The 13193-nt window shown below is 37.3% G+C and carries 12 protein-coding genes; 3 read left to right on the top strand and 9 right to left on the bottom strand.

Annotated elements, in window-relative coordinates:
- Positions 1–7: 7 nt before the first annotated feature.
- From BXY75_RS01095 to BXY75_RS01075, 5 genes are all read right to left on the bottom strand, one after another.
- Positions 8–778, bottom strand: coding sequence for an MbnP family protein (locus BXY75_RS01095; protein ID WP_121905857.1), 771 nt, complete (start codon positions 776–778; stop codon positions 8–10).
- Positions 779–809: 31 nt separating this feature from the next.
- Positions 810–2219 carry a hypothetical protein gene (locus BXY75_RS01090; protein WP_121905856.1) on the bottom strand — a complete coding sequence of 470 codons (1410 nt, stop codon included), beginning with the start codon at positions 2217–2219 and terminating at the stop codon, positions 810–812.
- Between the two features lie 79 nt (positions 2220–2298).
- Complete coding sequence (locus tag BXY75_RS17340) at positions 2299–4215, bottom strand: choice-of-anchor B family protein (RefSeq protein WP_121905855.1); 1917 nt, start codon at positions 4213–4215, stop codon at positions 2299–2301.
- Between the two features lie 129 nt (positions 4216–4344).
- Positions 4345–5757, bottom strand: a complete 1413-nt coding sequence (locus BXY75_RS01080) for a choice-of-anchor B family protein (protein WP_121905854.1) — start codon at positions 5755–5757, stop codon at positions 4345–4347.
- Between the two features lie 29 nt (positions 5758–5786).
- Positions 5787–7220 carry a choice-of-anchor B family protein gene (locus tag BXY75_RS01075; protein ID WP_121906569.1) on the bottom strand — a complete coding sequence of 478 codons (1434 nt, stop codon included), beginning with the start codon at positions 7218–7220 and terminating at the stop codon, positions 5787–5789.
- A 219-nt stretch (positions 7221–7439) separates the two neighbouring features.
- On the opposite strand from BXY75_RS01075, the gene thiL reads away from it, so the two are divergent.
- Positions 7440–8486, top strand: a complete 1047-nt coding sequence (gene thiL, locus BXY75_RS01070; protein ID WP_121905853.1) for a thiamine-phosphate kinase — start codon at positions 7440–7442, stop codon at positions 8484–8486.
- On the opposite strand, the gene BXY75_RS01065 is transcribed toward thiL, so the two are convergent.
- The 3 genes from BXY75_RS01065 to BXY75_RS01055 all read right to left on the bottom strand — a co-directional run bounded on the left by BXY75_RS01065 (position 8487) and on the right by BXY75_RS01055 (position 9794).
- Positions 8487–8705 carry a hypothetical protein gene (locus BXY75_RS01065; protein WP_121905852.1) on the bottom strand — a complete coding sequence of 73 codons (219 nt, stop codon included), beginning with the start codon at positions 8703–8705 and terminating at the stop codon, positions 8487–8489.
- 5 nt (positions 8706–8710) lie between these two features.
- Positions 8711–8956: a hypothetical protein gene (locus tag BXY75_RS01060; RefSeq protein WP_121905851.1), complete on the bottom strand. Its 246-nt coding sequence runs from the start codon at positions 8954–8956 to the stop codon at positions 8711–8713.
- Positions 8957–9026: 70 nt separating this feature from the next.
- Complete coding sequence (locus BXY75_RS01055) at positions 9027–9794, bottom strand: alpha/beta fold hydrolase (protein WP_121905850.1); 768 nt, start codon at positions 9792–9794, stop codon at positions 9027–9029.
- Between the two features lie 31 nt (positions 9795–9825).
- Between BXY75_RS01055 and brnQ the strand changes: the two genes are divergently transcribed.
- On the top strand, positions 9826–11115 hold the full coding sequence (gene brnQ / locus BXY75_RS01050; RefSeq protein WP_121905849.1) for a branched-chain amino acid transport system II carrier protein: 1290 nt from the start codon (positions 9826–9828) through the stop codon (positions 11113–11115).
- Between the two features lie 35 nt (positions 11116–11150).
- On the opposite strand, the gene BXY75_RS01045 is transcribed toward brnQ, so the two are convergent.
- A complete protein-coding gene (locus BXY75_RS01045) occupies positions 11151–12443 on the bottom strand; it encodes an aminopeptidase P family protein (protein ID WP_121905848.1) in 1293 nt (430 codons plus the stop codon).
- Positions 12444–12685: 242 nt separating this feature from the next.
- On the opposite strand from BXY75_RS01045, the gene BXY75_RS01040 reads away from it, so the two are divergent.
- Positions 12686–13051 carry an endonuclease domain-containing protein gene (locus tag BXY75_RS01040; RefSeq protein ID WP_121905847.1) on the top strand — a complete coding sequence of 122 codons (366 nt, stop codon included), beginning with the start codon at positions 12686–12688 and terminating at the stop codon, positions 13049–13051.
- Positions 13052–13193 lie beyond the last annotated feature (142 nt).

Here is a 13193-nt window from a genome sequence, read left to right as displayed (position 1 = left end):
TTGATTTTTATTGAGTTACCGCACCTAGGCTAAAAACAGTAGTTCCGTTTTGAGACATCATAAGTTGTGCGTTATAATTCATCATTAAAGCGCTGTTTAACACATTTAAATCCCATTCGTTTGGATTTATAAACCACTCAGAAACGTCCATTTTCACTTCTACATTGGTATTTTCTGAAACAGTAACCGACCCAATAGTTACTTCAAAAGAAGTGTCGAAAGGGGTTGATGTCGCCGTATTAAATGCTCTAATGGTGTGGTATGCGTAGTTCGCAGGAGTAGGAGTTCCATCGTCAAATTTTCCTTCTAATCGCATATAGTGGTACCCACCTCCTAGAGGAGTTGGAACACCCCATGTAGCTGAGGTCAAATCTGGATAAGCTGCATCCACGTTATCTTCCTCATCGAATCCAAAAGTAAAGGATACTACATAATCGCCCGTTGGGATTTGTACATCTGGAGTAAAGTTAACGTTAGTACCGTTTCTTGCGCTTATAAGATTATAATCTTCCGCGCTAAATGATTGGCCGGTACTATTTGTAAAGGTAATATCGGATATTAGATAATCTAATTTTGAAATAGTTTGATCTGTACCATGAGCATTTGTGTACACAGTTGTTTCATAATCGGCATTGGTAATATTATTACCATCCCAATTTTGTGTGAATGTAAAAGCGACATTCACGTTTTGCGGGGTAGTTGTAGTGTCGTCATCACTTTTACAACTTACTACTACAATACTAATTGCAACAGCTAAAAACAGGGCAATCTTTTTCATCTTAATAAATATTAGGTTTAAAATGTTGAACTTATTTTAATTTTACGAGTAGAAGGTCTTTGATTCCTCGATTTTGAGGAATGTCTAAATTATTGCTTTCGGTGTTTCCAACGGCAATAATTTTATTATCGGGAGTTTGAATAACATCAAAACCGAAATCAAGCACTGATCCACCAATTGTAGTTTCAAGTGTAATACCTCCATTTTCATCAATCAAGAGTACCCAAAGATCATTTTGACCTTTATTGATAGTTACATCTCCGTCACTAGATCTGGTAAATCCTGTAATGACATAACCGCCATTTGCCAAAGGCTTAATACTTCTGGCAGATTCAAATTCGGTTCCACCATAGGTTTTTTGCCAAATCATGTTGCCAAGGTCATTGAATTTAACTACCCACACATCTGCATTTCCGTGATTCCCTGTAACGTCCTTATCGCTACTTCTTGAATCACCTACCATTAAGTAATTTCCATCTAATGTTTTAGTGACGCTATATGCTACATCAATTTCCGATCCTCCAAAAGACTTGGTCCAAAGTAAATCACCTTGTGGTGACAGGCGAACCGCCCAAAAATCGTATGAACCTTTGTCGTCTGTAATATCGAAATCAGTACTTTCAGAAGCGCCAATCATTAAAAACCCACCATCATCTGTTTGCAGTGCGTCATAACTTCGATCATTGTTAGAACCTCCAAAATAGCGTCTCCAAATTTTATTTCCATTTCCATCCATCAAGATTCCCCAATACTCGCCAACGCCATGTTGGCCGCCTTTTTGGTTGGTTTGATTAGTGTTTTGAAAGTCGTTTCCTGCACCGCCGCTAGCCGAAACATCGAAAAAACCAGTTGCAAAGAAATTGCCTTCTGCTGTTTCAAATATTTTAGTCGCTTGGTCACTACCCGAAAAACCATAATTTTTATGCCATTGTTCCGTGCCATTTGCAGTTATCTTAAATAGCAAATAATCGTGAAATCCTTCGTTGCCAATACCGCCATCGCTACTTCGGCTGTGGCCACTTAACACATAACCACCATCGGATGTTTTGGAGATACTTGTGGCAACATCGTCTGCGCTACCGCCATAGGTTTTGCTCCAAATAATTACGCCTTCCGGACTAATTTTTAGTAGCCAGTAATCATTATCATCTCCAGTTCTGCCTACGAGATCACCATCCATACTTTTGGTGGTACCAAGAACCATATAATTGCCATCGTTTGCAAGTACTATGGAAGTGGCAGTTTCTTCATTAGAGCCACCGAATGTTTTTACAAAATCGATATCTCCTTGAAAACCGGTTGGATTAGGGTCATCATCAACGATGATTTCATCGTCATCTTCAAGTATGGGCGCTGGTCCATCATCCTTTCCGCAGGAAAAAAATAATCCTGCAGAAAGTAACAATAGAATAAATCTAATTTTAAATGTAGGTATTAGCATATTGTATTTTTTAAAAATACCCTTGGATTTGGGGGCTGATATATAATAAGTAATTCTTAAAAAAGCAGGTTAGAACAACTTATTCTTTAATAATTTTTTTAGTTACACTGTTATTTAGCAATATGAAATACATTCCTTTGGCATAAGAAGATATATCAATTGTATTAAGTTCTTGGTTCAAATTCGAATCCACATACAACCTGTTACCAAGCATATCGAAAATTGCGATATCTGTTACCAACTCAGCCTTTGAATCTACAATAATGCTAGTAGACGCAGGATTTGGATAAATACTCACACTATTTTGAAGAGAAATATCATTCACAGCAAGTGCAGAATCAACTGTTAATTGAAACGAACAATCATCTGTATTACCACTAGCGTCTTCAACAGTAAAAGAAACAGTATAAACTCCATCAACTAACTGAGTTGTTGGTGCAGGATCTTGAGTATAGATAAAATCACTACAGTTATCGGTTGCTGTTACCACAGAAGTAGTAGCATAATTAGGGACTGTGTAAAAACTGTTTCCTGTGTCGTATCCAACACTAAAATCTGCCGGACATGTAATTACAGGAGCGATTTCATCAATAACAGTAACTTGTGTTGTACAAAAATCTCTGTTTCCAAAGTCATCATAAACCTCAAGTTCTACATTGTTTACACCCAAATCTGAGCAATCGAAGGTATTGTTACAAACTAATAGATAAACGGTACCACTATTATCTGAAGAACCATCATTAATATCTGCAGCTGCAAGAGTTGCAACACCATTTGAATCTAGAGAAACACTAGCAGTCTTACAAACTGCCACTGGATCAGTATTATCAATAGCCGTACTTGGACGAACCAAGAAAAACCCTCTATTTATATCACTAATAATAATATTTCCACTCTCTAGGTAAGGATAAACACTCCATGCACCACTAAAACTTGAGTTGTTGTTATTAGGATACGTATCAAAGAAGGCTTCTTCTGTCATCACATCGTTTCCAATGTTAGACACATCAAGAATTCGAAGACCGGCTCTGTAGTTGGCCATATAGTATTTTGTTCCTTTAACATAACCGTTATGGTCGATAGCAGGTGTTGGACCTGTATATGTAAATCCGAATTGTGGGTTGTCCAGATCATTAAAATCGAAAATAAGTGTTCTTGTATTGAAGCCAAAATCAATTTCGTCTAGTTCATCTCCAAGAATAAAATAACGCTCATCCTCTGTGAACCATCCCTGGTGTGTATATCCAACATTAGAATATGAAATAGTAGAAATTGGAATTGGATTCGATTTGTCAGTAATATCGACAATCGCAATTTCTGTTTCATTAGATCCAATTAGAATCTCTCTACCTGTGTAGTCGCTATCCGGACCACAATAAGTTACAACTTGTGCATCATGACTGTAGTCATCAAGTGAATATCCACCTTCAGAAATTGGATTTAAAGGATCTTGTATATTGATAAAATGAGGACCTCCATTATAAAAGTTTGTACCTACTGGAAAAGCATATCCGGTAGCTTCATTAATCACAATGTTGTGTGCGCTACCAAAACCATTAAAATGTGCATCTTCGGTAAAGGTTACCGGCGGACTTGTTACATCACGTAAACGATTTAAATCGAAAACCTGCATACCGTGACCATTCGCTTCACTTACAATAAAAGCATGATCATTATATGTCTTAATATCCCTCCAAGTACTACTATTGGTATGCGTTGGAAGTTTTCCTAAGTAAATTGGGTTTATAGGATCTGAAATGTCTATAAATGCAGTTCCATTATCTAAGCCCATTAATGCATATTCTTTTCCGGTAGTTGGATCTTCCCATCCCCAGGAATCGTTACCGTCATTTGCATTCATATCTGCTAACGAGATACGGGATTGTAGATCAATTCCATTACAAGGGTAAGGTCCTGCTGTACCTCCGGCACATGGTGTTTGTGCTGTGATAACAGAAAAGCATGCCATAAAAATGGGTAGTAGTAATTTTTTCATTTGATAGATTTAAGATTTGAAGTTTGTAAAAGTAAAAATATTAATTGCTTATAAAGAACGTAAAACGTTAAAAGTTAGTATATATAAATAGGTAAGTCGTTTTAGTTGACTTATAATTTCAAAAAACTTTTATTTTTTAATTATTTTCTTCGTGATTGTATTATTGATTATTAAAAAGTAAATTCCTTCAGAAAAATTTGAAATATCGATTCGATTTTCTTCGGAAGTAAGTACGTCTTCAGAAAAGAGAATATTCCCTAGAATATCAACTATAACTGCCTTGTTGATAAATCCTGCTTCCGATTGGAGCACAATTTCTTCCGAAGCTGGATTAGGAAAAACAATCACTTCCGAAGCACTTACTTCAGAAATTCCAAGAGGTTCCGATTTTTTCACTAATACAAAACCTTGAGTTCGGTCACTGATTACAATATTGCCACTCTCAAAATAGGGATATACGCTCCAGGCACCGTTATAACCAGCCTCATTATTTTCAATATGTGTATCGAAATAACCTATCTCTGTCATGGTTCCGCCGCCAATTTCAGAAATATCCAAAACACGTAAACCCGCTGCATTATTGGAAAGATAAAAAGTGTCCCCTTTCACAAATCCATTGTGATCGGTGGCAGCTGTCTCGCCGGTATGTTCGAAACTCAATGTTGGGTTGTCAAGATCTTCAAAATCGAAAACAAGTGTGCGTGTGTCTAATCCGAGATTTATTTCGTCCTGTTCGTCTCCCAATAAAAAGTATCGATGATCTTCAGTGAGCCATCCTTGATGGGTGTATTCTAAATTATTGTAATCGATTGTTGAAATGGTTTGCGGGTTCGTTTTATCGGTAACATCAATAATCACTACTTCAGTTTCATTACTGCCAAATAGAATTTCTCGCCCGCTATAATCGGTATCCGGGCCGTTGTATATTACGACATAAGCATCGTGGCAATAACCTGCAGCCGCATAGCCGCCTTCATTTACCGGATTCAATGGGTCTTGAATATTCACAAAGTGAGGGCCGCCGCCGTTCGCAGTAGTTCCCACGCCATAGGCATAAGCCGTTTCTTCGTTAATTACGATATTATGCGCACTTCCAAATCCGCTATAATGTGCGTCCTCGTTGAAAATAACAGGAGGATTGTTCACATCTCTCAGTTTGGTAAGATCAAAGATTTGCATACCGTGTCCACTATCTTCACTCACTACGAAAGCAAAGTTGCCGTAGGTTTTCGCGTCTCTCCAAGTGCTGCTTCCTCCGTGACTGGGTAATTTTCCTAAATAGACCGGGTTTACAGGATCTGAAATATCGATAAACGCAACCCCTTCAATAAGGCACATAATGGCATATTCTTTTCCGTCTAGAGGGTCTGTCCAACCCCAAGAATCATTCGCCCGGGTTGAATTCATCGTCGACAATGGAATTTGAGATTGCAAATCGTAATCGTTACAAGCAAAACCACCGGCAGTCCCATTAGAACATGGAGTTTGCGCGAACAGCGCAAAGCTTGTACATGCTAATAGAATTGAAAGAAGTGGTTTCATATGTAGAATTCGTTACCTTTTAAAAGCGCCTATTGTTTTATGATCTTTTTAGTGCTCTGTTCATTAATCGCTATAAAATACATGCCGTTAACATAACTAGAGATGTCCAATGTTGTTGTTTCAGAATTAATATTGATAGCTGAATACAACTCCTTACCTAAAACATCATAGACTCGAATTGTGTTCAAGGGCTCATTTTTGGATGAAATGAAAACAATATCTGTTGCTGGATTTGGATACACTGAGAAATTGTTAACAGTACTTTGATCCTCAATAGCGAGACTAGAAGGTCTAATTAAATAGAATCCGGCATCGTAATTTGGGTCACTGTATTGAAGTGAAGTAACCAATAAATTACCACTATCGAAATAAGGATAGATGTTCCATGCACCGTTATAACCGGCAACATTATTTGTGGGATATACATCGAAGTATCCGATTTCGGTCATGTTTCCATTGTCAATATCAGATATATCAATCATTCGTACACCGGCGGTATAGTTGGCAAGATAGAAAGTGTCTCCTTTTATATATCCATTGTGATCGGTGGCTTCAGTCTCGCCTAAATGTTCGAACGAAAGTTGTGGATTATCAAGATCTGTAAAATCAAAGACTAGGGTTCTGGTATTAAAACCAAATTGTATTTCATCAATTTCATCACCTAAGAAAAAGTATACTTGATCATCGGTGAACCATCCTTGATGTGTATATACTGTATTGTTATAACCAATAGTTGAAATTTCTTGAGGGTTGGCCTTGTCTGTGACGTCAACAATAACGATTTCGTCTTCGTTGCTCCCTACATATATTTCACGGCCGGTATAATCTGTATCCGGACCATTGTAAGTGACTACTTGTCCATCATGACTATAATCTCCTAAATCGTAACCACCGGCAGCTACTGGATTTAATGGATCTTGAATGTTAACAAAATGAGGTCCGCCTAAATAGGTGTCGGAACCCACGGCATATGCATAACCCGCATCTTCGTTAATAACAACATTGTGTGCACTTCCGAAACCATCGTAATGAGCATCTTCAGTAAATGTGACTGGAAGATTAATCGCAGTTCCCAATCGGGTAAGGTCGAATACCTGCATTCCATGGCCAAAGGCTTCACTAACAATAAAGGCAAAATTATTGTAAGTTTTTATATCTCTCCAAATTGTAGTCCCGGTATGCGTTGGAAGATTCCCAATATATACAGGGTTAATTGGGTCGGAAATATCTATGAATGCAACTCCGTTATCAAGTCCTACCAATGCATATTCGGTCCCATCTCCTGGGTCTGTCCATCCCCAAGAGTCGTTAGAGTTTGTTCCTCCAAGATCTGTAAAAGGAATAAAAGATAGTAAATCATAGCCACTACACGGGTAGGGTCCGGCCATATTGTTAACACATGGAGTTTGACCGATTGATACTGTGCAACTTATAAAAAACAGTAAATGTAGAAATTTTTTCATCATGGAATCTTTTATAGTTAGGTAATAATAGCGTTAAATTATGAAAAATTTAATGATTTCGCGGTTTTTAACATAAATGCATAATTACCCTATCGTTTTTGTAGAATAAAGTGATAATAATATAATTTGATATGTTTCGGAATTATTTTTAAAATGAAAGACGATAGAGGCTATAATTATTTTACTTAGCCTATTTTTGCAGCTTCAAAGAAAAAGCACATGTTAGAGAATAAAAATAACGCGAAAACCGATATTTCTGAACTTGGTGAATTTGGGTTAATCGATCACCTTACTTCACAATTCGAAGTCAAACACAAAACCACCATAAAAGGGATTGGAGATGATGCTGCCGTAATTTCGCCAGAGGGGAAAATGATTGTGACCACAGATCTATTGGTGGAAGGTGTGCATTTCGACCTAAGTTATATGCCTCTAAAACATTTAGGATATAAAGCGGTAATAGTAAATCTTTCTGATGTCTATGCCATGAATGCAATTCCTACACAAATTACGGTTTCCTTAGCGGTTTCGAATCGATTTCCGGTTGAGGCACTTGAGGAATTATACGCAGGAATCGCCACTGCGGCAAAATTATACGAGATCGATGTGGTAGGAGGGGACACCACTTCTTCTACCTCCGGAATGATGATTAGCATAACGGCCATAGGACAGGCAGATGAAAAGGAGATTGTGTATCGTGACGGCGCTAAAGAAAACGATTTATTGGTAGTGTCTGGAGATCTGGGTGCTGCCTATTTAGGATTGCAGGTATTAGAACGTGAAAAACAAGTGTTTAAAGTAAACCCGGCGTCTCAGCCCGATCTGGATGCATATACTTATTTAATTGAAAGACAATTAAAGCCTGAAGCCAGAAAAGATATTATTCAATTATTAAAGGAGCTGGAAGTTAAGCCAACAGCGATGATTGATATTAGTGATGGTCTATCTTCGGAAGTATTACACATTTGTAAAAATTCGAAAGTAGGATGTAATTTATATGAGGATAAAATTCCTTTAGATCCTCAGGTAATTAATACCTGTGAAGAATTTAAATTAGATAGTACAACTATAGCGTTAAGTGGGGGTGAAGACTATGAACTTCTCTTTACCATTAAAAATGAGGATTTTCCTAGAATAAAGGCAAATCCTAATCTAACCGTGATAGGGCATATGACAAATGAAAATGAAGGGGTGCATTTAATCACCAGAGCTAACACAAAAATTCCTTTGGTTGCCCGAGGGTGGAATGCTTTGAATAAGGATTAACTAGGAAGCTTGTGCTTTTTCTAAGCTATTCGAATGGAGAATGCGTTCGAACATTTTATTGTTCTTTTCCCAATACGGGTTTAGCTTAACCATTTTTCCATAACCATCTGTGGTGAATTTTTGGTTACAATTTGCACATTCAAATTCTTCTATAAAAATGGATTCCTTCTGAATAGAGCTTAACTTATGTCCTTTTATTTTACAGCTTAATGATATCATAATTTCTACGCTAAGGTTCGTTCTGCTCTTTTCTGAAAAAAGGATGATACTACCGAGTTTACTTTTTTTGTCTTCAATGTGAGAGCTTCTAATGAACCGGTAAGATTTTCTGTTACTTCTTTTTTACAATGACTACATCTATATTCATTGATGTGATTCGTGATTTTACGAGTGACCACATATTTGTGACCGAAGGTGGAGCAAACAACACCTATAATTGGATTGGCAGTCCGTGGGGAAGTAGTTTTCATAAGATTCGGGTTTTTTGTTGGGATAAATATAACAAAATTTTCCGAATAAAATCGACTAAGTGCCTGATTTTTACGTTAAAGTGAGAATTTTAGCAATTATAGCCTGATTTTCTATCCAACTCATATGCCCTCCAGGAGTGCTTATAAGGGTAGTATTTGTTTCTGAAGCCTCTATTTTACAGGTCTCATAAGGAATTATTGGATCGTCAATTCCGCAGATCATAAATTTTGGCGTATTTATTTTTTTTAATACCGAAATGCGATCTTTTCGATTTTTCATGCCTGAAATTGTGGCAATTATGCCTTCAACTGGAAATTTCATCGCCTCTTTTTTCAACCGAAGGATCTCGGATTTGTATAAGTCTCTTGTTTCTTCGGCAAACAAATTGCTAATCGCCATACTTATAAATGCTTCCGGATTTTTTACGATTACTTTTATGGCTCTGTCACGATTTATTTTTCTCTCTTCGGAATCTTCAGCCGGAGTAGAATTTATCAGAATGAGTTTGTCAATACTATCTGCATATTTTTCAGCAATTGCCAAAGCGACATAACCACCCATGGAATGCCCTGCGAAAACACCTTTTTGGATTTGGTGCTTATTCAGAATAGAAAAAACAACATCGGCCATTAATTCCATGCCGTGTTCTTTTCCGATAAATCCACTTTTACCATGTCCGGGGAGATCAATAGTGATCACGGTACTATTTTGAGCTAATATTGGCACAAAATAATCCCACATACGACTGCTTTCAAGAAACCCGTGAAGGAGAACAATTGCCGGTCCTGTACCGCTTAGTTTATAATAAATTTGGGTGTTGTGATAATTCAGTATCATTTATCTATATTCGATCCGCAAATATCCACGTATGAATAATAGTAAGCAAACCTTTATAACCGCATTTGCATTATTTTCACTTTTTTTTGGAGCAGGTAATTTAATTTTACCCCCTTTTTTAGGTTATAACGCCGGCGAAAGTTGGATCTGGGTGACATTAGGATTTGCTGTTTCAGCCGTAATTATACCAATATTAGCTATTTATGGCTATGCAAGACTTCAGGGGACGATGCTTGATTTCGCTAATAAAGTTTCTCCGGTTTTTGCAATTATTTACTCGGTTCTAGTTTACGCAATCTCTATTTCCTTACCCTCTCCTCGTACGGCTTCAGTCACATACGAAATGGCGATTCAGCCTTATTTCGATATATCCTCCCTTTGGGTAAGTGTGATCTATTTTTTATTGGTGTTGGTCTTTGTGCTAAACCGTTCTAAAATTTTAAATCTGGTCGGAAAATTCTTAACCCCTCTAATTATTATTATCCTTCTATGTATTATCGGAATCGGTGTTTTTGGCGAAACTGAAACTTTACGTACTTCCATCTTTGAGAATTCATTTACAGAAGGAATTCTTGAAGGCTACCAAACTTTCGATGCTATAGGAGGAGTTGTTGTTGGTGGTGTGATCGTAATTTCTCTCACGCTACAAGGAACACATACATATATTGAGCGAAAATCGATCATCGCGAAAGCAGGTCTCATTGCAGGTCTAGGTCTTTTCATTATTTACGGCGGACTCATAGCTTTAGGCGCTATGAATAGTGGGACACTTAATGTTGAAAACCGAACTGAGTTTCTTACTTTGCTAAGTACAGCATCTCTGGGTGCTATTGGAACCTCTTTTTTGGCAGTTTTAGTCGCTCTGGCCTGTTTTACAACGGCTGTTGGAGTAGTTACCGGAACGTCAGATTTTGTAAAAGGCTTGTTTAGTAATTCTCAGTTGGCGTATAAAATCACGGCGATTTTAGGTTGTATAATTGGGGTTGCTGTGGGACAATTTAACGTTGGATTTATTATCGACATCGCATTACCGGCATTAATGTTTATTTATCCAATTACAATTGTTTTGATTTTGCTGAATGCAATTCCGAAGGAATACGCGACAAAAAAGGTATTTCAACTCGTAACCTTGACAGCTTTTGTATTTAGTATTCCGGATTTTTTACAGTTTTTTGCTTCTGAAGCATTTGTAACTTCTATTAAATCTTATATTCCCTTATCCAAATTTAGCATGGGATGGGTGCTGCCCGTCATTTTGGTTTTCGTTCTGATTAATTTGTTTTCAAAGAGAAATAAAAAATCCGACCTTAAAATTAATTAGTCAGGTCGGATATTCAATTTATAAAATGATAATTTCTAGCTGTTCATCAGCTCTTCAATTTCTTCAGCTTCAATAGGAATGTTTCGCATTAAATTAAAAGGTTCTCCTTTTTTCTGAATTACGACATCATCCTCCAAACGTATTCCGAAGCCTTCATTAGGAATATAAATCCCAGGCTCAACAGTGAATACCATATCAGCTTTCATGGGTTCCCATAGTAGTCCGTAGTCGTGAGTGTCCAATCCCATGTGATGAGAAGTCCCATGCATAAAGTATTTTTTATATGCTGGCCATTCCGGATTTTCGTTTTTTACGTCTGCTTTGTCGATTAGCTTCAGTTTTAATAATTCCCGCGTCATTAAATTACCCACTTCTTCGTGATATTCTTTCCAAAAAGCACCAGGTACCAACATTGCTGTCGCTTCATCTTTTACTCGTTTTACGGCATCATATACTTCTCTCTGCCGTTTTGAGAATTTACCGCTCACAGGTATGGTTCTTGTCATATCGCTAGCGTAATTGGCGTATTCTGCACCAACATCTAATAAGATAAGATCCCCCTTTTTGCATTGTTGGTTGTTCTCGATATAATGCAATACATTCGCGCTATTTCCACTCGCAACTATAGGAGTATACGCAAATCCTCGGGAACGGTTTCTTAAAAACTCATGCATAAACTCAGCTTCAATTTCATATTCCCAAACTCCCGGTTTTACAAATGAGAGGATACGTCTAAATCCTTTTTGAGTGATATCACATGCGTTCTGAATTAGATCGAGCTCAATTTTATCCTTCACCGATCTCAATCGCTGCAAAATAGGATTACTTTTCGCCACTGAGTGCGCGGGATATTTATTTAAGAGCCATTTAGTGAATCTCGCTTCACGCGTTTCCGTTTCTACATTCGCACGATAATGTTCATTTGTATTTATATAAACGGTATCGCTTTGTGTCATAATTTCGAACAACACTTTTTCCATTTCTTGCAACCAGTAAACAGTCTTTATACCACTTGTCTTTAAAGCAGCTTCTTTGGTTAATTTTTCACCTTCCCAAACCGCAATATGATCGTTCGTTTCTTTAAGAAATAAAATCTCACGGTGTTTTTCATTCGGACAATCGGGAAATAAAACCAACACACTTTCTTCCTGATCTACGCCACTTAAAAATAATATGTCTCTGTGCTGCTGAAAAGGCATCGTACTGTCAGCACTAATTGGATAAATATCATTGGAATTAAAAATTGCCAAACTGTTTGGCTTCATTTTAGCCGCGAAGTTTTTTCGATTTTTTATATAAAGTTTGCTGTTAATAGGATCGTATTTCATGATTGTCTTTTCTGAATTTCCTCAAAATTAATTAGAATAATTAGGAAATCATTACTGTGACCTTATTTTTTAGGATACTTATAACAACTTGATGCGTTCATTGTGTAATAATCATTTAAAAACATCTCCCCCAAACCCCCTCTTCGGAAGAGGGGGCTAATAGTTTTAGTTAGAATAATACTCCCTCCCTTCGAAGGGAGGGCCGGGGAGGGATGTTGTCCTAGTTCTTCTTATATTTATATATGGCGAATAAAATAATACCATATCGTAAGGATTTAAAATTGAGGGCACAATACTTACGGAATAACCCAACTGAAACTGAGATTGTATTGTGGAACGAAATTAGAAAGAGCTCATTAAGAGTTGAATTTCATCGCCAAGTTCCAATTCTAGACTATATAGTTGATTTTTATTGTCATGAAATTGGATTAGTTATCGAAATCGACGGAAGTGTTCATGATTCTCAAGTTTTAGAGGATGGAAAAAGACAGGGGAGAATTGAGGAATATGGAGTTAGGCTTTTAAGGTTTTCTAATAAAGAAATATTTACTAACCTCCCTGGGGTTCTTAAAACGATTAAAGAGTATGTAGATGAAAGCATTTCGTGAGAACATCTCCCCCAAACCCCCTCTTCGGAAGAGGGGGCTAATAGTTTTAGTTAGAATTATACTCCCTCCCTTCGAAGGGAGGGCCGGGGAGGGATGTTGTTCTAACTTTTATTTCTACTGAGCTAAGTTGGGGTGTTTAAAT

Origin of the sequence: Ulvibacter antarcticus (assembly GCF_003688405.1) — a bacterium.
In the GTDB taxonomy this organism is placed as follows: domain Bacteria; phylum Bacteroidota; class Bacteroidia; order Flavobacteriales; family Flavobacteriaceae; genus Ulvibacter; species Ulvibacter antarcticus.
Note: the sequence above shows the minus strand (reverse complement) of the source record. Positions and strands in the feature narration are given on the sequence as shown.